At 35.7% G+C, this 17,876-nt stretch carries 21 protein-coding genes and 8 pseudogenes; 2 read left to right on the forward strand and 27 right to left on the reverse strand.

The window, feature by feature from the left end; all coding sequences use genetic code 11:
* The 22 genes and pseudogenes from ACQV2Q_RS06070 to ACQV2Q_RS06175 form a co-directional block, all read right to left on the reverse strand.
* Positions 1-423 (reverse strand): hypothetical protein (locus tag ACQV2Q_RS06070; protein WP_428882340.1); only part of this gene is annotated, 423 nt, incomplete at its 3' end.
* The gene (locus ACQV2Q_RS06075; RefSeq protein ID WP_428882215.1) at positions 401-997 is read right to left on the reverse strand and encodes a major tail protein; all 597 of its coding nucleotides are present in this window, start codon (positions 995-997) and stop codon (positions 401-403) included. The genes ACQV2Q_RS06075 and ACQV2Q_RS06070, both read right to left, overlap by 23 nt.
* A gap of 153 nt (positions 998-1,150) precedes the next feature.
* Positions 1,151-1,504, reverse strand: coding sequence for a hypothetical protein (locus ACQV2Q_RS06080; RefSeq protein ID WP_428882216.1), 354 nt, complete (start codon positions 1,502-1,504; stop codon positions 1,151-1,153).
* Positions 1,501-1,767, reverse strand: coding sequence for an HK97 gp10 family phage protein (locus ACQV2Q_RS06085; RefSeq protein ID WP_428882336.1), 267 nt, complete (start codon positions 1,765-1,767; stop codon positions 1,501-1,503). The genes ACQV2Q_RS06080 and ACQV2Q_RS06085 overlap by 4 nt, the downstream gene beginning before the upstream one ends.
* On the reverse strand, positions 1,698-1,877 hold the full coding sequence (locus ACQV2Q_RS06090) for a hypothetical protein (RefSeq protein WP_428882218.1): 180 nt from the start codon (positions 1,875-1,877) through the stop codon (positions 1,698-1,700). The genes ACQV2Q_RS06085 and ACQV2Q_RS06090 overlap by 70 nt, the downstream gene beginning before the upstream one ends.
* Positions 1,874-2,206 carry a phage head closure protein gene (locus ACQV2Q_RS06095; protein ID WP_428882219.1) on the reverse strand — a complete coding sequence of 111 codons (333 nt, stop codon included), beginning with the start codon at positions 2,204-2,206 and terminating at the stop codon, positions 1,874-1,876. Before ACQV2Q_RS06095 ends, ACQV2Q_RS06090 begins: the two co-directional genes overlap by 4 nt.
* Before the next feature lie 14 nt (positions 2,207-2,220).
* Positions 2,221-2,493, reverse strand: a complete 273-nt coding sequence (locus ACQV2Q_RS06100) for a head-tail connector protein (RefSeq protein WP_428882220.1) — start codon at positions 2,491-2,493, stop codon at positions 2,221-2,223.
* A gap of 10 nt (positions 2,494-2,503) precedes the next feature.
* A pseudogene (locus ACQV2Q_RS06105) lies at positions 2,504-3,591 on the reverse strand (phage major capsid protein).
* 185 nt (positions 3,592-3,776) lie between these two features.
* Positions 3,777-4,390, reverse strand: a pseudogene (locus tag ACQV2Q_RS06110) (head maturation protease, ClpP-related); the annotation flags it as partial.
* A gap of 7 nt (positions 4,391-4,397) precedes the next feature.
* A pseudogene (locus ACQV2Q_RS06115) lies at positions 4,398-5,631 on the reverse strand (phage portal protein).
* A 41-nt stretch (positions 5,632-5,672) separates the two neighbouring features.
* Positions 5,673-6,092 carry a hypothetical protein gene (locus tag ACQV2Q_RS06120; RefSeq protein WP_428882221.1) on the reverse strand — a complete coding sequence of 140 codons (420 nt, stop codon included), beginning with the start codon at positions 6,090-6,092 and terminating at the stop codon, positions 5,673-5,675.
* A gap of 55 nt (positions 6,093-6,147) precedes the next feature.
* On the reverse strand, positions 6,148-7,749 hold the full coding sequence (locus tag ACQV2Q_RS06125; RefSeq protein WP_428882222.1) for a terminase large subunit: 1,602 nt from the start codon (positions 7,747-7,749) through the stop codon (positions 6,148-6,150).
* A 103-nt stretch (positions 7,750-7,852) separates the two neighbouring features.
* Positions 7,853-8,014, reverse strand: coding sequence for a hypothetical protein (locus ACQV2Q_RS06130; RefSeq protein ID WP_428882223.1), 162 nt, complete (start codon positions 8,012-8,014; stop codon positions 7,853-7,855).
* A gap of 1 nt (position 8,015) precedes the next feature.
* Positions 8,016-8,300 carry a hypothetical protein gene (locus ACQV2Q_RS06135; RefSeq protein ID WP_428882224.1) on the reverse strand — a complete coding sequence of 95 codons (285 nt, stop codon included), beginning with the start codon at positions 8,298-8,300 and terminating at the stop codon, positions 8,016-8,018.
* 89 nt (positions 8,301-8,389) lie between these two features.
* A pseudogene (locus ACQV2Q_RS06140) lies at positions 8,390-8,512 on the reverse strand (DUF4314 domain-containing protein); the annotation flags it as partial.
* A gap of 133 nt (positions 8,513-8,645) precedes the next feature.
* The gene (locus ACQV2Q_RS06145; protein ID WP_428882225.1) at positions 8,646-9,401 is read right to left on the reverse strand and encodes a DNA cytosine methyltransferase; all 756 of its coding nucleotides are present in this window, start codon (positions 9,399-9,401) and stop codon (positions 8,646-8,648) included.
* Between the two features lie 129 nt (positions 9,402-9,530).
* Positions 9,531-10,139, reverse strand: a complete 609-nt coding sequence (locus ACQV2Q_RS06150; RefSeq protein WP_428882226.1) for a DNA cytosine methyltransferase — start codon at positions 10,137-10,139, stop codon at positions 9,531-9,533.
* Entirely contained in the window at positions 10,132-10,731 is a 600-nt protein-coding gene (locus tag ACQV2Q_RS06155) for an HNH endonuclease (RefSeq protein WP_428882228.1), read from the reverse strand. The genes ACQV2Q_RS06150 and ACQV2Q_RS06155 overlap by 8 nt, the downstream gene beginning before the upstream one ends.
* Positions 10,721-11,041: pseudogene (locus tag ACQV2Q_RS06160) on the reverse strand (DNA methyltransferase); the annotation flags it as partial. The gene ACQV2Q_RS06155 and the pseudogene ACQV2Q_RS06160, both read right to left, overlap by 11 nt.
* Before the next feature lie 15 nt (positions 11,042-11,056).
* Entirely contained in the window at positions 11,057-11,977 is a 921-nt protein-coding gene (locus tag ACQV2Q_RS06165) for a ParB N-terminal domain-containing protein (RefSeq protein WP_428882230.1), read from the reverse strand.
* An 8-nt stretch (positions 11,978-11,985) separates the two neighbouring features.
* Positions 11,986-12,748: pseudogene (locus tag ACQV2Q_RS06170) on the reverse strand (S-adenosylmethionine synthetase N-terminal domain-containing protein).
* A gap of 103 nt (positions 12,749-12,851) precedes the next feature.
* The gene (locus tag ACQV2Q_RS06175) at positions 12,852-13,424 is read right to left on the reverse strand and encodes a P27 family phage terminase small subunit (protein WP_428882231.1); all 573 of its coding nucleotides are present in this window, start codon (positions 13,422-13,424) and stop codon (positions 12,852-12,854) included.
* A gap of 236 nt (positions 13,425-13,660) precedes the next feature.
* On the opposite strand from ACQV2Q_RS06175, the gene ACQV2Q_RS06180 reads away from it, so the two are divergent.
* Together ACQV2Q_RS06180 and ACQV2Q_RS06185 are read left to right on the forward strand one after the other, a co-directional pair.
* Positions 13,661-13,903 carry a type II toxin-antitoxin system Phd/YefM family antitoxin gene (locus ACQV2Q_RS06180; RefSeq protein WP_428882232.1) on the forward strand — a complete coding sequence of 81 codons (243 nt, stop codon included), beginning with the start codon at positions 13,661-13,663 and terminating at the stop codon, positions 13,901-13,903.
* Positions 13,900-14,277: a type II toxin-antitoxin system death-on-curing family toxin gene (locus tag ACQV2Q_RS06185; RefSeq protein ID WP_428882233.1), complete on the forward strand. Its 378-nt coding sequence runs from the start codon at positions 13,900-13,902 to the stop codon at positions 14,275-14,277. Before ACQV2Q_RS06180 ends, ACQV2Q_RS06185 begins: the two co-directional genes overlap by 4 nt.
* Before the next feature lie 96 nt (positions 14,278-14,373).
* On the opposite strand, the gene ACQV2Q_RS06190 is transcribed toward ACQV2Q_RS06185, so the two are convergent.
* The 5 genes and pseudogenes from ACQV2Q_RS06190 to ACQV2Q_RS06210 all read right to left on the reverse strand — a co-directional run bounded on the left by ACQV2Q_RS06190 (position 14,374) and on the right by ACQV2Q_RS06210 (position 17,874).
* Complete coding sequence (locus ACQV2Q_RS06190; RefSeq protein ID WP_428882234.1) at positions 14,374-14,730, reverse strand: HNH endonuclease; 357 nt, start codon at positions 14,728-14,730, stop codon at positions 14,374-14,376.
* Positions 14,731-15,033: 303 nt separating this feature from the next.
* Positions 15,034-15,441: a DUF1492 domain-containing protein gene (locus ACQV2Q_RS06195; RefSeq protein WP_428882235.1), complete on the reverse strand. Its 408-nt coding sequence runs from the start codon at positions 15,439-15,441 to the stop codon at positions 15,034-15,036.
* Positions 15,442-15,534: 93 nt separating this feature from the next.
* Positions 15,535-16,879, reverse strand: a pseudogene (locus ACQV2Q_RS06200) (SNF2-related protein).
* Positions 16,880-17,072: 193 nt separating this feature from the next.
* Positions 17,073-17,678: pseudogene (locus ACQV2Q_RS06205) on the reverse strand (hypothetical protein); the annotation flags it as partial.
* Complete coding sequence (locus ACQV2Q_RS06210) at positions 17,659-17,874, reverse strand: hypothetical protein (RefSeq protein WP_428882236.1); 216 nt, start codon at positions 17,872-17,874, stop codon at positions 17,659-17,661. The gene ACQV2Q_RS06210 and the pseudogene ACQV2Q_RS06205, both read right to left, overlap by 20 nt.
* Positions 17,875-17,876: the final 2 nt, after the last annotated feature.

Here is a 17,876-nt window from a genome sequence, read left to right on the forward strand (position 1 = left end):
CCACGTTCCACTGCTCTTAATAAAAATAAGGGGGTGGTCATTGGTCTTACTTTTTAGATATTTTTCCATCTTAATATATAATCCCCACAATTTTATTAGCTGGGGTAGGTTTTGATAAATAGAAAAAGTAGAAAAATTATCCAACCATTCCTCTGGCCTGTCTTCTACTGTCTTGTCCCCATGTCTTGCCATAACATAGGCTATATTCTCAAAGAGTTCTAATGAACCAATGTCAATATTTGAGTTGTTTTCATTACTCCTATTAATTGAATTTTCAAGTTCCATTAAGTCTTTAAAAATATCCCTGCCAAATTTTAGCCTGTAAATTCTTGGAATAGCAGCAGAGGCTCGAAATATTACATCTTGTCCGTCAATATTAATTGTCTTAGTTAAGGCCATGTTATTTCTCCGCCTTTCTAACATTTGCTGGGGATGTGTTTTCTTCTGTGGACAAATAGACGGTCTTGTACCAGTTGTCATAGGTTTCCTTAGTAATTTCATCTCCAGTTCTTGCCTTTACATTTCCATTTGGAAGGGGTCTTGATTGGATGCTAATAGTTTCTGGTTGAACCTCTCTTGATTCTTCATTGGTTTCCCCTTCAAGACTTGGTCTTGATGCTGAGCAGTTATACATGATGTGACGGATCTTCTTTTGATCTCCATCAAATTCAAAAAGAAGGGCAAAATTTGCTGTTTCTGATTTTGAAGACTCTACCAGGATCTTGTTTTTATCTGCTTTTTCCATTAAAACATCTGTCCTAAAGCTTTCTGGAATTAGAGCAATCTTCAAATCACCGTCATAGCCCATATTGTTTGAAATAGTGTAATACTCAATTCCATCTGCATAGAAACTCTCCGGCTCCCCATTTGGTTCTAATGAAATGGAAACTGCTCCAAGCATTGGAACAGGAGCTTTATATTTAATTACGCCCTCCTCGGTTTTATCAAAGAGAGCGTAGTGGACATTACAGATATTAAACTTTACCTTATTTGCCATAATTGTTACCTCCTATAAATTGTAGTGAGTCAGCTCCATCACAATTCTCTTCGCTCCTTATAAGTCGCAGAGAATTGGATTTCGTGACATCTGACCTACCTGCCACTCGCAAGGCTCGAGGGGTTAGGTCATTAACGTTGCAAATATTAAATTTCACTTTATTAGCCATAATTTATACTCCTCCTTAGTATTCAAATTTATTGTAAACTCGTAGAGAACTTCATAGAGTCTTTCTGATTCAATCCACGTTTCAGACTTCTCATAATAGATTTCTTTTCTATCCAGTATTTCTTCTATTTTTCTTACAAGTTCTAAGTCTTTCTTATCCGTGTAGATTTCCATATCTACTTGTATGTTCTTATGATATACATAACCATCTGCTCCAAAATGTTTATTCTTTGGAAATAGATATACCATAAATGGTGGATTTGGACTTTCTCCCTCAGCAAAATGAGAATAGGCAAAGGGAAGTCCTATTTCTTCTAGTATTTTTATTAAGTTTTTCATTCTTTTAACTTCCTCATTATATTTTCTTCTAATTCTCTGACCCCTTTTTCTTCAGCAGGTGCTATGTGGGGTCTCCCTGATACCCTGCCTCCCTGTCTTAATACATGACCTTTTTCAAGTAAGTGAGCCAGTTGATATCTGTTTTTAGAGTGAACAACTAATTCTATTGAGTTAGAAGTTTCTTTCTCTTTTTTCACGGACCAGGACTTAGAATATTTACCTGTCTCACCAACAGGTGCATTTGCTTGAATGTCTTTCTTAATATTGTTGGCAGTTTTTCTAACTTCTTTTTTACTTCATCAGCTGCCATATCAGAATACTCCTCAAGGCCCTTCATAATTTCATCAGCCATATTATCAATACTTACCCTCATCTAGACACCTTCTTACACCTAAGCTTAATAAACCTATTCTTGTAGTTCATAAAGTCAATGGAAATAATATTGTATTTTTCATCATCAAAAACTATCCTATACTCAGATGTGTTAATGTTCTTTAGCCTTTTTTGAAATCTTAGAGTGAAGGAAATATCTGACCTATCTATCTCCATACCTAAAAATACCTCTTCGCCTTTTCCTTGGAAGGAGATATAGGCTGAGGTTTCAAGAAAATCTGTCCAAGTTGCCTTATAGTTTCCGATTCTATCTACTTCTACAGTCTTAGATTGAAAGACTATTTTTCTATTTAAATCAGCTATTTTCATACTTATAACCCTCTTTAAAATTCTGACTTTCGAAGACCAATTAAAAGAGCTCTTAAAGTTAGATTTAAGTCTTCATAATCAGTCTCTTCCCTATGCTCATAGAGATAGGTTGTCATATATAAAACTGCAATTTTTGAATTAGGATATTCCTCTAACTCTTCCTCACTTTCAACCCTAGCTATATCCTTGCAATGATTGATAGATGAGAGAATAAGTGAATTTATCATCTTATCCTCATCATCAAAGTCCACCCTTAGATAGGTTTTTACTTCATCAAGACTAATCATGATTTACTCACTAGGCTGTAGTGCCTATCTTAAGAAGTTTAACTGCCTCTCTTAAAACCAAAACTCCATCTACCCTTTCCTTTCCTAAGAAACCTACCATACCATTGCCGGCAAAGAGTTCTCTTAAATCTTGGAAGGACCTATGTCCCCTGTCTCCAATCTTGTAATAAGAGAAGGCTCCAAAGGCTATGGCTGGTTTTCCCTTTTCAGCCTTTGGAGCAAAGGCTGATGTATAGGCAGGGTAGCCTAGTAGCCTATCTGGTTCTCCATCTTTAAGGGAAGGCTGCCAAATATAGGCCCCATTTACATCCTTTAACTTCCTAATTTGGGCCACTGTTCTATCATTTAAAATAAAGGCCGCTTTCTTTCTATAGGGCCTATCTAGGGAATAGACAAGGTCCATGAACTCATCTGATGTTATTGTAGTAGCCTTTGCTGTCACTCCAACTTCTCCAACTTTTTTGAATCAAAGATTCCTGTTGGCTTATTTACACCATTTCCATTTAAGAAGGCATCTTCTTCGGCATTGGCAAGGGCCCTTGTAAACTCTTCTGCGATATATTTTTCCAAATTAAAGGCTGTATCGTATAACAATTCTTCTGTTACTTTAATACCAACGTGAAGTCTATGTGCATCTAAGGAAACTTGGTCAAATGTACCTTCTCCAAAGGTAAGCTGACCCCCTTCTTCCACCCATAGGGCTGCTGGCTTTGTAGCTGCAATATTAATCTTGTGAAGTCCTGATGTTTGAACCTTTGTAGCCAGTTTTCTTACAATATTTTCTTCTTCCAGTCCATCTACGATTTCCGATTCTAACTCTTCCGGAACCAGGTAGCCTCCACTTTCATCGGTACCCACCTTTAGCTCATTGGTAATATCTCTAAAGTTAGATCTTAGGGCCTTCATCATGGATTTTTTATAGACATTTCTCGCTCTCATTGGTTTTTCTTCTTCATTAAAAGTGCTAGGCTGGCTAGTTAGTGCCTGAGTAATAGGTTTTTCTAACTCCTTGTCCATTTCATCCTTCTTGGATTCAGCAAATGCCTTTGCCTTATTCCAGGCCTCATTTCTCTTTTTCATTAGTTCTTTAATAGTCATTTTTCTTCTTCCTCCTTATATAAATACTAGAAAAATGTTCTCGTGCCCAACGATAGAAAGAGAGAAATCTTTGATTTCGTTATCTTTCATCGGAAGGGTACATAATAATTATTCCTCCCATGTTTTTTAATATTTTCTAATCTTTCTTCCACTTCACCCATTGAGTGTGTTTTTACCTCTTTTTAGATCTTTGTTAAAAGTGAATTTGTCACTGCCCTCCTTGAAAAAAACCATATTAGTTACAAGGTCTAAATTTCTTTTATCTGTAAGCGTTCCATCACAAAATCCTATCTCCATAGCCTTGTTTTTATCAAACCAAGTTTCTACATCCATTAGATTTGAAATTTCATCTCTGGATAAACCTGTCTTAATCTCATAGGCATTGACGATGGATTCCTTAACTTCCTTTAACATATCAATTGCCTTCTGTATTTCCAAAGAATCTCCAATGGCTACAGTTAAGGGATTATGAATCATCATTAAAGAAGTTGGACTCATGAGCACTTCACTTCCTGCCATGGCAATAACAGAGGCGGCTGATGCAGCTAGGCCATCAATCTTTATAGTGACATTTCCCTTGTGTTCCAAAAGCATGGTGTAAATTCTTGATGCTGCAATACAATCTCCACCAGGGGAGTTAAGCCATACAGTGATATCCCCCCCTTTTACTCTTTAATTCTTCAAAAAAGAGCCTTGGCGTGACTTCATCATCAAACCAAGACTCTTCAGCAATTACTCCGTCTATATATAAGACATTGTCTTCTTTGGACCAGTTCCAAAATATTTTATTTTTGTTCATTAGGATTTTATTTTTCTCCTTTCGTATTTCCCTTTGATTGATAAAAACTTCCAGTCTTATCCAGTGGTAGCATATTTCCATTGACTAGATATAAATCTCCACCTTCTTCAGCTGATATCCTATCAAGGTTTTCTAATTCTCTTATGTCATTTGCACTCATCCAACCATTCTGTCTTCCTACAGCATATCCTTTCATCCTGGATTCATAGTCTCCACGAAGAAGTCCATCCAAGTTAAATTTAATAAAGTAAGATTCTTTTTCTTTTTTCCTTAAAAGTGACCTTTCTAAGGATTGCTCCCAACGAACAATCCAAGGATCCAGAGTATACTTCGCAAACTCCAGTGATTGCTGCTCTATATTTGAAAAGGATGACTTTTCTAAATCTCCAACCATATGAGGTGGTATTCGAAATATCCTAGCTATCTCATTTAATTGAAACTTCCTGGTTTCCAAGATTTGGGCCTCACTTGGGGCTATGGCGATTGCTTGGTACTTCATCCCTTCTTCAAGGACAGCCACCTTGTTGGCGTTTTCTGGCCCTTGGAAGGCCTTATTCCAGGACTCCCTTACTCTTTCTGGGTCTTTAATGATTCCAGGATGTTCTAAAACTCCACCTGGCTGTGCTCCATTTTCAAAGAAAGATGCTCCATATTCTTCACAAGCCATAGCCATACCGATGGCATTTTTTTGCCATGGATATAGGTGAGTAGCCTATGAGTCCATCAAATCCAAGACCCGGTATATGAAGTACTTCTTCTTTTAAAAGATAAACATATTCCGATTTGTGTCTGTATTTATAGAAAATCTCTCTATCTTCTCCACGCATGACCGTCATCTTATCTGGCATGAGTGGATAAAGACTAATCACTTCTCCCCTTCCATTTCTAATAATCTGAGCATAGACATTCCCCCAAAGAAGTAAGTGAGTCATCAAAGTTTCTCTGAAAACAAAAGAAGTCATTTCACTATTAGGTTCATCGTGAAGAAGAAAGTATAACGAATGGGTCTTAGCTTTCTCCTTGGAATTAGAATCTCGTTTTATATATAGATGTAAGGGAAGTCCTGCTAATGTTTCAGAAAGTACTCTCACACAAGAATAAACAGCAGTCATCTGCATGGCTGTAAATTCATTTACATCCTTACCTACACTTGTTCTTCCAAATAAAAAAGACGAAGAAGATATTCTCTCCCCGTCTTTTGGTTTGTCTCTCGACTTAAATATTAAATTTAGAATGTTTATACTACCCCCCTCCTAGTTTTAGGTATAAAAATAAATGTGTTTTATGCATTAATTCCTAAATCTTTCCTAATTGCGGGAATTAATTTTGATTCTATTTTTTCTCCATTATATAATTTCTCCTCAAAGAATTCTTTTAAAACTTGATCATATAAATCAACTACATCCTGACTAAAATATATTCTTGCATTAGCTGATATTGTATATGATTCTTCTTTAAATGAAACTAAATTAGTATTAATTAAACCATCATTCATTTTTTGTAAACTATATAGGGACTGAATCATATGTACGCCTATTTCTTCTTTTTTCTTCATATTTCTATTTTCTAATTCATAAATATGTTGTTTTTCTATTGTTAGTAAATTTACATGAGAAGAATAAATTGTGCCAGTGAATCCAATTAAAGCACCAATCAATACACCAATAAAACTCATTAAAGTTGGATTATTATACCATTTCATAAACTTATCTCCTTAAATATCTAAAAACTTTATATATTTTAAATTTATACCCAATTCAAAAAATAATTAATCCCCTATCATCATATATAGACTCACTTATATCATTACCACACCTTATTGCCCTATCCAGAGCCATAATAGTAGCAATAACTCCATCAATCTTTTCTGTGGATTTTTCCTTATCTGCCTCAATATTTCCTGCTGGGTCTGTTCGTATAAAAATATTGTCCATATTCCATCTTAGAACTGGATGGCCTCCGTGGGCAATTTTTCTTTCAAGGGTTAGCTTCATTAGTTCTTTGGTTGGTGGAGACATGTCTTTAAAGCCTTGTCCAAAGGGAACTACTGTAAAACCCATACCCTCTAAGTTTTGAACCATTTGAACGGCTCCCCACCTATCAAAGGCAATTTCTCGGATATTATATTTTTCTCCCAAATCCTCGATAAATTTTTCAATAAATCCATAGTGAACTACAGTTCCCTCTGTGATATGAATGTAGCCTTGTTTCTTCCATAAATCATAGTTTACATGATCTCTTTTTACTCTTAGGTCAAGATTATCTTCAGGTAACCAAAAGTAAGGTAGGATTTGAAATTTGTCATCCTCCTCTTGTGGAGGAAAAACTAATACAAATGCTGTAATATCTGTCGTACTTGATAGGTCAAGACCACCATAACAGACTCTGCCTTTAAGTTCTTCTTCATTAACAGTAAAGTTACACAAATCCCATTTTTCCATAGGCATCCACCTAATAGCTTGTTTTACCCATTGATTAAGCCTTAATTGTCTGAAAGAATTTTCTTCTGCAGGATTTTGTTTAGCAGAGTTAAAGGCTGCTCTAACCTTTTCTAGTGGAACTGTTATTCCTAGAGATGGATTATCTTTCTTCCATACTTTTTCATCTGTCCAGTCATCTTCCCTATCTGCTCCATAAATGACTGGGTAAAAGCTTGAATCAGTTTTTCTTCCTTCAAGAATATCCACTGCCTTTTGGTGGGTTTCATAGCTGATAGACTTTGTGTCTGTTCCAGCTGTAGTAATAAGGAAATATAGGGGTTGGGTTCTGGCGTCCCCTGATCCATTTGTCATTACATCAAAAAGCTTTCTATTGGGCTGGGTATGAAGTTCATCAAAGACTACACCATGAATATTAAATCCATGTTTAGAGTAGGCCTCAGCAGATAGAACTTGGTAGAAGGAGTTAGTCGGCTTATAGATCATCCTCTTTTGGGAAGCTAGTATCTTTACCCTTTTAGATAGGGCTGGAGACATCCTAACCATATCAGCAGCCACATCAAAAACTATGGTTGCCTGCTGCCTATCTGCAGCACATCCATAAACTTCTGCTCTTTCCTCCCCGTCACCACAAGTTAGTAGTAGCGCAACGGCTGCAGCAAGTTCAGACTTTCCTTGTTTTTTAGGTATTTCAATATATGCAGTATTGAATTGTCTGTATCCAGACTCTTTTACAATGCCAAATAAGTCTCTAATTATTTCCTCCTGCCAGTCTATTAATTTAAAGGGCGTACCGGCCCATCTGCCTTTGGTATGTTTGAGGCATTCAATAAAGGTTACCGCATAATCAGCTTTATTCTTATCACAATGGGAGGTTGATAGCATAAACTTACTTGGCTTATCTTCTTTTAGTTTTCTCATTCCATTAAATCACCCCAATAAAAAAAGACCCCTCTGGTCTACCACGACAAATAGGACCTAGCCCCCTTGTCTTCTTAAACTAATTCATCTGTTTTTCTATACTCTACTTTTTTTCAAGTTCTTGGAAGATACACTGGTCTCTAAAACCATTTCTTGTCTCCCTAAGCTTTTTCTCTAATTCTTTTATTTCTTTTTTCCTTCGCTTAAAAACTTCAACCTCATTTCCTTCTAGTACATCTTTATAGTCTCTTTCAAAGCTTGTCATCTTACTTCCTCCCTTTTTGGATTTCCTTGTAGGCTTTTCTTGTTAAATGTCCCAAGATTTCTGCCTCTGCAAAGATGTCAAATTCTTCTCCTGTTAAATCCCCCTGGGAAATATCCCAAAGTTCTTCATGGGCTTGTCCTGCGCAAGTCTTAGCTATATTTGCAATATCTAGTAGACTGATTGCTAGATCGGTTTTTCCTTCTCTTGCCCTCATGATGGCTGTCTCAGCGTATTTTTTACAGGCCCTAATTTCTCTTTCTAATCTTTGTAAAATTTCTTTTTTCATGGTTTCTCCTCCCCTTCTTTTCTTATAGACATATTCCCGTAGAAGGGAGGATTAGTCAAGCTATATATGGCTATTTCTCAATGTTTATATCATAGTTTTTTTATTTTATCTACTTTGAAAATCACATTTAAGCTTGATCCGTTATCCCATTTAACTAGGATTGACCCTATGTCATCTACACCATATACTGTTCCTAAAGTTCCTAGTGGAGGAGTCTGCTCATCTTACATTTGAAGAAGTTTTACCCTTGTTCCTACTGGATAGGTTTCGTTTAAATGGCTTATTATTTCCTTTGAAATCATCTCATCGCCTCACATACATATATTGCTCAAATAAGGATTGATATCAAGCTATATTTACTGAATTTACCAATCTTTTGAAAATATATATAAGACAGGGAAGAGCAACTCCATTGCCCCACATCTTATATTCTGCTAAGTCTGTATGAGGATTTTTAAACCATTTTAAAATCTGTCTATCAGTTTTTCTCTTTTTAAGTCCCCGAATATCGGCATCTGTTTGAAAGACTTGTCTCCAAAAGTCCATCTCTTCTTTGGTCGGATTGTCTGTTCCTAAATTTTTACACCAAGCATCTGGAAAGCCTTGTAGTCTTCCACACTCTGTTGGTGTTAGTCTTCTTACATATTTATTGAAAACTACAGGCGGGTCTTTATAGTCTGTCGCTACAAGAGATGAAGTCTCATTAAGAGCCGCGCTTGTAAAGTGAGAGTTTTTACTCATGGAATAAATAATGGCAACCCCTCCTTGATTTCTCGTTGGAGGATTACCACTGGTATCTATGGTTCTTGATACATCACAAGCATAAATATTATGTCTTTCATTTTTCGTATTCTCTGAGGTTTGTCTGATGTCGTAGGCCACTAAAGGCTGGTTGTTGCCTCCTGTTCCAAGAGTCGATGAAAGGGTCGGAGACTCTTCTAAAGGCCCCTTGTAACGGCAGTCTTGGCCGTGATTTTCAAATAATGACCTACCCACGTGAGCCTTGTGAACGTCTGGTAGGTCAGATACGTAGTCGTAGACAAGAGGAGGCTGTCCTCCTTTTGCTCTAAGGGTTCCAGATTCTTCACTCCTTATATCCATTCTCTGTCCACCTTGGTCATTTATACAGATTGTTTCTCCAAAGCAATTCTCAGTGGGCTTGGTATTTCTTTTCCATTTAGCTTGGCTTTTCTTAAGATTCCAAGGCAGGCGGTCTTGGTCAAATAGTATTTATCCGGCACATCTTCCATTAAAATCTGCGACAAGAAAGATTCTCCTCCTTCGCTGGGGCACTCCGAAGTATTTCGCATCAAGAACTCGGTAAGCAAGGCTGAATCCTTCTCCCATGAGTAAATCGGCATAGGGCCATTTGTTTTTGTAAGGCATAGGCACTGAGGGAAACGCTCCTTTGATGGATATAATTTCATCAAGGACTCTTCTAAAGTCTTCTCCCTGGTTGGAGGAGAAGGCTCCTGGGACATTTTCCCAAATAATATATCTTGGTTTTTCTCCACCTGTCTTCCACCTCATTTCTTTTATAATTCTTATGGCTTCAAAAAAGAGGTTTGACTGACTCCCCTTCAAACCTCCTCTCTTTCCCGCTATAGATAAATCCTGACATGGACTGCCAAAGCTTATGATGTCAACTGGCTCTATTTCATCTCCCTTAATTTTACATAGATCCCCTAAGTACCTGACTTCTGGCATTCTTTTACTTGTAACTCTTATGGGAAAGGGTTCAATTTTTGATGCCCAGATAGGTTTTATTCCTACTACTTTAGCTGCAAGTGGAAAGCCTCCTGAGCCATCAAATAGAGAGCCTAGTGTGAGATTATTCATAGTCTTCATCCCAAAAATCAAAAAATGCACTGTTGTACGAAAGTTCCTTATATTTTGAACAGCGATTTATAACATCTGTTTCTAAATCCACAGGTATATCATTAACTTCGTTATATCTTCCATACTGACCGAACATACATTTCATTGCGATATTTCTAGCTTTCACCGCATCTTCAAAGGTATCAAGATAGCCTAAATGAATATCTTTTTGTGAAACTTTAATTCTTGCCCTGAATTTTCCTCTTGGAGCATAATGGCTTACGCCCGTAACTCCGGAAGTATTATTTCTTTGAAGAGGTTGATTAATCTGATTTTGTTGATGCGTACATAATCTTAAATTCTTTTTTCTGTTATCTAAGGTATTTAAGTTAATGTGATCTACTTCATAATTTAATGCTCTACAAATAACATATGAATCTATTTTATTTCTGTCTTCATCTACAACATAAGGTCTTCCACCTTGTGTACTAACATACCATTTAATATTTTGTACCTTAGGATAGATCTCGGCATCTATTAAAAAAACTAGACCATTAGGAAGTACCCCCATACAAACATCTTTATCGAACCTATAATTTACATTACTCTTCATCTCTAATCTCCAAGTTTTTATATGATATCTTTTCCCCATCTCTTATCAAATAAATTTGATCGCTTAAGCCATTTTTAAATTCTAAATATCTCTTAACAGCAACATCCACATATTTGGGTTCCAATTCGATACCATAACATATTCTTTCAAGTTGTTCACAAGCAATTAAAGTTGATGCAGAACCTAAAAACTCATCAAGAACTAAACCATTTGTTTGAGTGGATTGTTTGATTAGATAAGCAATAAGAGGTATTGGTTTAGATGATGGATGACCACATCCTTCTTTTTCAGAATCTTTAATTCCATCGAATTCAAAGACTGCTGTTTATTTTTGATCTCCATACCAGTTATGTTTTCCATCTTTTCTCCAACCAAATATAATAGGCTCCATATTAAATTTCCAATCTGTCCTCATAAAAGGAGCTCTAGGTTTTTTCCAAATAAGTCCCACACCAACTTTAAATCCAGCATCTTCAAATGCATCATAAAAAATTCTTGCTTTCATTGTTGCGTAGAATTCATAAATAGATGCATCCTTTACCATTGCATCTTTAAAGTTTATGAATACTTTCATTAAAAATTCATAGGCTTCTCTATCATTTAAGTTGTCATTTTTGATACTGCCAGATTTATTTTTTAAGTCTACGAAATATGGTGCATCAGTGCATACTAGATTTACCTTAGTATCTCCAAGTAGCTTTTCAAAGGTATCCCACTGAGTAGAATCCCCACAGATAACTTTATGCCTGCCTAATGTCCAAATATCGCCTGTCTTTGAAAAAGTTGGCTTATTTAGTTCCTTTTCAACATCAAAGTCGTCTTCTTCTACCTCTAGCCCTAAATCAAAAAGAGAGGATAATTCTTCCTCTGAAAAACCTGTAAGTTCTACATTGAAGCCATATTCTTCTAAGGATTCTATTTCTACTCTTAGTAGTTCTTCATCCCAACCAGCATCAAGTGCCATTCTGTTGTCTGCTAGGATGTATGTTTTCTTTTGTGCCTCGTTTAGGTGGTCTACAAATACACAAGGTACTTCTTTTATACCTTCTTCCTTTGCTGCCATAATTCTTCCGTGACCTGCAATTACTCCATAGTCCTTATCTATAATAACTGGATTGATGAAACCAAACTCACGAATGGAAGATCGTAGTTTATTGATTTGGTCGTTTGAATGAGTTCTTGCATTATTCACATAAGGAACTAATTTTTCAATATCAACTAATTTCATTTCTTTTGTTGTAATCATATAAGCCCCTACCTAGCAAATTCCTCAAAACCACCAAGAGAATTAATATAGTCTCTTGCTATTTCTACTATTTCTGAATATGGTCTTCCATCAATTTCTTCATCACCAATGGCACATGAAAATACAATCTCCCTCCTGTGCCTTTAGGTGGGCATAAATATTAAGAGATACATCTGCCTTGGATAGATCTTTGCCATGGAGTCCTCCTCCGGTTACTGCTCTTCCCATATCTGAGCCAAGTTTTCTATTGGTTGCCCCTGTATCAACATTAAAGCCCCCTGTCCAATCTCCTAGAGGATTAATAACCGCATTGAGATAAATGGATTCTAAAATTTTAGTTGAAACATTGGACTGACAAATGATAAGTTTATCTCCATCAAGAATGTATTTTCCATCAAATGGATAGTTAGTATAAATTTCTCTAGCGATAAGTGATAGTTTCTTTTCCTCTTCGCTTACAGGTACTCCTTTAAATATTCCGTTATCTCCGCATCTAATTTTATCTTTTTGATTCTTAGACAAGTGCTCATCTTGTTCTACAATTTTAATATCTGTCTTAACATCTCCAGCTATTCTCTTAATTGCAGATTCAATTTCTATTTTATTTAGCTTACAGTCTGTTTCAATTATTGTGTGACAATCTCCGTGTCCGATTAATACCTCAACAGCAATTTTAGGGTTTGCTTGTACCTTATACGCTAAATCTACAATTGCACCGGCAATACAGTCCGCTATTTTATCTGGATGTTTTGGATTTACTTTTTCAAACATTTTCTACCTCTCTTTCTTTTTAATAAGGAAAATATCCTTGTGCCCAAGGATAGAAACATAGAAATCTTTGATTTCGTCCTGTTTCATCGGAAGGGTACATTTTTTAGCTCCCTTGTCTTAATAATTTTTCCATCATATCTTCCCCATAGTCTTCATAAACTTCCGTACAGTTTTCTTTTACAATGTTGTAAATCTCATACCATAAAAGATTGGCTGTTTTTTGAAACTGACTAGACATCTGTACAAATGGTGATGCAATAACTCCTCCTGTTGTTGGATGCTTTCCCAAAAGTCCAAATTGACTAATGGCCTCTTCACATTGGATGTATCTTGCAAAGGCCTGGGAGTAGGACTCAAGTAGTCTTGGATTTACTAGGTTTTCACAATTTCTTTGTTTTAACCAACCCCAGGTTTCCTTATATATTTCATCAGCACCGAGCCGAATCCCATTCTTTTGATTGGCTGATAAGTAGTCACTCGGCTCTGGCATATCCGCCCCATCAAGAACTGCTCCATCAGGTAGGTCTACTGCATCTATTTCTTCTGGGCTAAAGGTAGGAATGTCATTCATTAGGATTTCTACTTCTTTTCCCTTTTGAATTTTTTCTGCTGCAGGCTGTGGCTTGCCACCTGCCCTTACCCTTCTTCCTCCTCTATATGTTCCGTCTTTTGCCATAATATCACCTCCATATATTTTTTTCGCTTTAGTCTAGAACTTTTAATTTTAAAAATTTATGCTATAATTAATTTAACAGAACCTCTCCACGCTTAATGTAGTTTTTACATGCGAACCAGGGAGAGGGCTTTTTTATAAAAGAATAAATCCCTTGCTCTTATAAATTTTTCTACATAATATAAAATAGGTTTAATTCATCCTATTTTATGGTATAATTTAACTAGGAGGTTGATAATATGAAAATCAATACAAATACCCTTGTTTCTATTACCGAGGCAAACCAAAACTTTTCTAAGCTTGCCCGTCTTGTTGATGAAAATGGCTCAGCTGTAATTTTGAAAAACAATAATCCAAAATACATTCTTATTGAGTATAAGGAGTTTGATAGCCTAAGCCTATCTTCAGATGAAGAAATAGATCAGATTTCTAAACGTCTTATAAAGCAAAACAAAAAAGCCTATAAGAACCTTGCCAAATGATTAGACTTAGTAAAGGTCAAATTTTAAAGCTACATCAAGCTTTAATTAGGGAGTTTGGTGGAGAGTTTGGCCTAAGAGATGAAAATATCTTAGACCTATCCCTTAATTCTCCCTTTCAAACTTTTGATGGTGAATATTTATATTCAGGAATCCTTAGAAAAATTGTTCATCTAGGATTTTCCATCATAAAAAACCATCCTTTTGTCGATGGAAATAAGAGAATTGGGATCCATGTAATGTTAATCTTATTGGAACTTAACGGCTATTCTTTGGAATATTCTCAAGCTGAACTTATTGAAATAATTCTTGATATTGCCTCCTCAAATAAATCTGAGAAAGATTTATTGACCTGGGTGAAAAATCATATTCTTTAATACCCCCTTTGAACCCGTCTTTTTGTGCGTGAGAGGGCGGCACCGTTGGTAGGTAAATCAGCTTTTAAGATGATTACTCCCCCTCCCCTCAATAAATTATCCACCAAACCTATCCCCAGCTTTTACATGAATTTTTGAGTGGCAAGATTTACAAAGACTCATAAGGTTACTCTCATCATTTGTTCCACCACGAGAAAGAGGAAGTATGTGATGTACTTCCTCTACCTTTGTCATTCTATTTTCTTTTAAACACATCTCACACAAAGGATGTTCACTAATATATCTTTTACGAATAATCCTCCATGCTTTTCCATAACGCTTATGCGTCTCTGGATTTCTTTTATATTTTTCATAATTTTTATTGTATTCCTTCTCATGTTTCTTACAGAATCTTCTTTCAACAAGCTCTGGACATTCAGGATAAGAACATGGTCTCTTAGGTTTTTTTGGCAATTAACCACCTCTTTATGATAAAAGCCCCGAGATTTCTCTCGAGGCTAAATTAATTATTCTTTTGCTATTTTAACTATACTACATTTCTCTACTCTTATTCTATCAACTTTACTATTTGTTTTTCTTAAAGAAATAAAATGCTGTAGATACTAGCAAGACTGAATACAAAATCTTATATAACAACCTACCTTCTACCGATATCAAATTAGACAAAACATAAAAAACTAAAAAAAGATAAATTTTTCTTAATATTTCATCACGTTTCATACTATTTATATCTCTCCTATATAAATTTTATCGGTATTAGAGCTTCATGTCAATTGTTTTTAGTGCATTCCTATGGACATTAAAACAGTACTGAATTGAGTAATTCATATCTACTGCAATCTGCTCCCAAGTGTTAAAACAGAGATATCTCTTTTCAAGAACTGTCTGTTCCTCTTTATCTTTTAATGAAAAGATTGAATCAGCTATTTCTTTCTTCAAATCTACCAACCTATCTATATCCCTATTGATTTCTTCTTGAAGATCAATAATTTTTACAATTGTATCTTCAAGCTTTGATGCTCCTCTGTTGGGACTCTTAGGCATATCTGATAAGGTTGCAGTAGCTTTTGTAGCTAGTGCATTAAGACTCTCAACCTGTTCTAACTTACTGTTAATCCTCTTGTCTAAATAAAAGGCTTGTTTTAAATATTCTTTTGTGTTCATGCTTACCTCCATAAAGTTTTTGAGGTAAGTTATCCATATAACTCCTACTCGTATATTAAGTTTATCAAATATCGATAGTGACATTCTATCAACTTAACTCTCTAAATTTGCTTTTACTGCATCTATAAGTTCAGCTTGGGTTTTGTTTTTATTTTCTAGTGCTTTCATCACATCTTCATCAATTGTGTCTTTGGCTAATATATGGTGAATCACAACTGTTTCTTTTTGACCCTGTCTATAAAGTCTTGCATTGGTCTGTTCATAAAGTTCCAAGGACCAAGCGAGAGAAAACCATATAAGTGTTGAACCTCCTGCTTGAAGGTTTAGTCCATGACCGGCTGATGCAGGATGAATAATTGCCACTGATATTTTTCCTTGATTCCACTCTTTAAAGTCAGAACTTGTCTTTAGTTCTCTTACATCAAACCTATCTTTAATTCTTTTTAAGTCTGACTTGTACCAATAAGCAATTAAAACAGGTTTTCCATTTGCACCTTCTGTAAAATCCTCAAGGGCGTCTAACTTTTTATCATGAATGTAAACCATATTTTTGTCTTCATCATAAACTGAACCCGATGCCATCTGAAGTAATTTATTTGAAAGCGCTGCTGCATTTACTGCATCTATTTCTTTATCTTTAATAGATACAACTAAGTCTTTTTTTAAGGTTTCATATGTTTCCTTTTCCTTATTCGATAGACTAACAAAGACTTCATTGCTTATTTTTTCTGGCATACTTAGATAATCTTCAGCTTTCATTGAGACGGTGATATCTGAATTTTTTTATAAATGGCCTCCTCAGCAAAGGGCAGTGGCTTATAGGAATAGATGATGTGGCCATTTCTCTTGTCTGGCTTAAAGTAAATTTCTCTGTACTGCCCTATAAATTTTCCCAACCTCTCTCCCATATCTAGTAGTCTAAACTCAGCCCACAAATCCATAAGACCATTAGAAGATGGTGTCCCTGTAAGTCCCACTATCTTTTTGCCTTAGGTCTTTCCTTCATCAGTGCTCTAAACCTTTTAGACCTATGAGACTTAAATGATGAAAGTTCATCAAGGACAATCATGTCGTAATTAAAGGGAAGTCCACTCTTATTGATTAACCAGTCTACATTCTCTCTATTGATTAAATAGATGTCTGCTTCTTTTTCTAACGCCTTGAGTCTTTCCTTTTCACTTCCAATAGCCACTGAGTATTTTAAGATATCAAGATGAGACCATTTTTCTATTTCTTCCTTCCAAGTAACCCTTGCTACCCTTAGTGGTGCTATGATTAAGACCTTAGAGATCTCAAAGGAGTCAAAGAGTAAATATTTTATGGCTGTCAGACTTATAACTGTCTTGCCAAGTCCCATATCAAGTAGAAGGGCTGATACCTCTTTTCCCTTTATAAATTCCGTAGCATTATCTTGATACTTATGTGGTCTATATTCCAACTGATCCCCTCCAATCTCTTTTATGATTTCATCAATGTCATTTATATTATCTAGGACATAGACCTTAAATCCTAAATCTTTAAAGTCTCTTATTCTTTTCCTCTGAATTGGTCTTGGCTTTTCTCCTAGTCTTTTTGTTTCTACAAATCCTATCTTGCCTCCAGGTAAGAGTATGATTCTATCAGGAACTCCCGTCATTGATAGCTTGGTCTATCCAGTAGTTTTCCCATTCTCTCTTAGGTAGAAGGAAATGAGATAGTTTTTTCTTTATTGCCATTTCCGTTTCTACATCTCGTTTGTTATATTCTTTAAAAGTCAACCACTTTTCCTTATCGTCATGAGGTGAATTTCTATTTCTCATTCCAGTGGCCTTGCTTGGCTTACAGGGTATGGAGAAATATCTAATAAGGGATTTTCCTTCTGACATCTTCTGTTTATCTAATTTTAAGACATCTCCTACTTTCTCAAGGGATAGTGGAAGCCCTAGATAGGCAGACCAAATCATGGTGCAGTACCAAGCTTGAGGTTTTAGTCTCTCTCCTAGAAATTTTGACAGACAAACCCTTTCAAAGTTGGCATTAAAGGCCCACTTTTCAATAGATTTATCACTAAGTGCTTTTAAAATCTCTCGAGGGATTGTCTCCCCATCTACTAACTCAATAACTTCAACTTCTCCATCATCAATGGAATAGGCAAAGAGGAGGATTTCAAAATCCTCACTCTCGGCATATTTATATACACCACACTTGCCTAAATCTACTGAAGAGAATGTTTCAATATCAATACTTATTCTCTTCATTTCTATCACGTACTTCATTTAATACTTGATTGCAGTTATCAATATTATCTTTAATTTCATCAATATTTCTTTCTATATCCCTATATAAATCCCTTATCCTTTTATGCATCTCATCTATTTGTGCTTGAATGTATCCTAACTTATACCAGGCAAAAGCCCATATCCTCATTAATATCAATACAAAAATTTCTTTCATCT

Origin of the sequence: Facklamia sp. P12950, from assembly GCF_050409465.1 — a bacterium.
Classification (GTDB): domain Bacteria; phylum Bacillota; class Bacilli; order Lactobacillales; family Aerococcaceae; genus Facklamia.

Bases quoted from the DNA above. Each gene is read 5' to 3' on its own strand.
- ACQV2Q_RS06195 (WP_428882235.1), bottom strand. From the start codon at position 15,441: ATGAACACAAAAGAATATTTAAAACAAGCCTTTTATTTAGACAAGAGG.
- ACQV2Q_RS06095 (WP_428882219.1), bottom strand. From the start codon at position 2,206: ATGAAAATAGCTGATTTAAATAGAAAAATAGTCTTTCAATCTAAGACT.
- ACQV2Q_RS06135 (WP_428882224.1), bottom strand. From the start codon at position 8,300: ATGAAAAAAGAAATTTTACAAAGATTAGAAAGAGAAATTAGGGCCTGT.
- ACQV2Q_RS06180 (WP_428882232.1), top strand. From the start codon at position 13,661: ATGAAAATCAATACAAATACCCTTGTTTCTATTACCGAGGCAAACCAA.
- ACQV2Q_RS06125 (WP_428882222.1), bottom strand. From the start codon at position 7,749: ATGAGAAAACTAAAAGAAGATAAGCCAAGTAAGTTTATGCTATCAACC.
- ACQV2Q_RS06090 (WP_428882218.1), bottom strand. From the start codon at position 1,877: ATGAGGGTAAGTATTGATAATATGGCTGATGAAATTATGAAGGGCCTT.
- ACQV2Q_RS06080 (WP_428882216.1), bottom strand. From the start codon at position 1,504: ATGAAAAACTTAATAAAAATACTAGAAGAAATAGGACTTCCCTTTGCC.
- ACQV2Q_RS06155 (WP_428882228.1), bottom strand. From the start codon at position 10,731: ATGAAGAGTAATGTAAATTATAGGTTCGATAAAGATGTTTGTATGGGG.
- ACQV2Q_RS06175 (WP_428882231.1), bottom strand. From the start codon at position 13,424: ATGGCAAAAGACGGAACATATAGAGGAGGAAGAAGGGTAAGGGCAGGT.
- ACQV2Q_RS06185 (WP_428882233.1), top strand. From the start codon at position 13,900: ATGATTAGACTTAGTAAAGGTCAAATTTTAAAGCTACATCAAGCTTTA.
- ACQV2Q_RS06145 (WP_428882225.1), bottom strand. From the start codon at position 9,401: ATGGATATAAGGAGTGAAGAATCTGGAACCCTTAGAGCAAAAGGAGGA.
- ACQV2Q_RS06120 (WP_428882221.1), bottom strand. From the start codon at position 6,092: ATGAAATGGTATAATAATCCAACTTTAATGAGTTTTATTGGTGTATTG.
- ACQV2Q_RS06100 (WP_428882220.1), bottom strand. From the start codon at position 2,493: ATGATTAGTCTTGATGAAGTAAAAACCTATCTAAGGGTGGACTTTGAT.
- ACQV2Q_RS06150 (WP_428882226.1), bottom strand. From the start codon at position 10,139: ATGAATAATCTCACACTAGGCTCTCTATTTGATGGCTCAGGAGGCTTT.
- ACQV2Q_RS06075 (WP_428882215.1), bottom strand. From the start codon at position 997: ATGGCAAATAAGGTAAAGTTTAATATCTGTAATGTCCACTACGCTCTC.
- ACQV2Q_RS06210 (WP_428882236.1), bottom strand. From the start codon at position 17,874: ATGAAAGAAATTTTTGTATTGATATTAATGAGGATATGGGCTTTTGCC.
- ACQV2Q_RS06130 (WP_428882223.1), bottom strand. From the start codon at position 8,014: ATGACAAGCTTTGAAAGAGACTATAAAGATGTACTAGAAGGAAATGAG.
- ACQV2Q_RS06165 (WP_428882230.1), bottom strand. From the start codon at position 11,977: ATGATTACAACAAAAGAAATGAAATTAGTTGATATTGAAAAATTAGTT.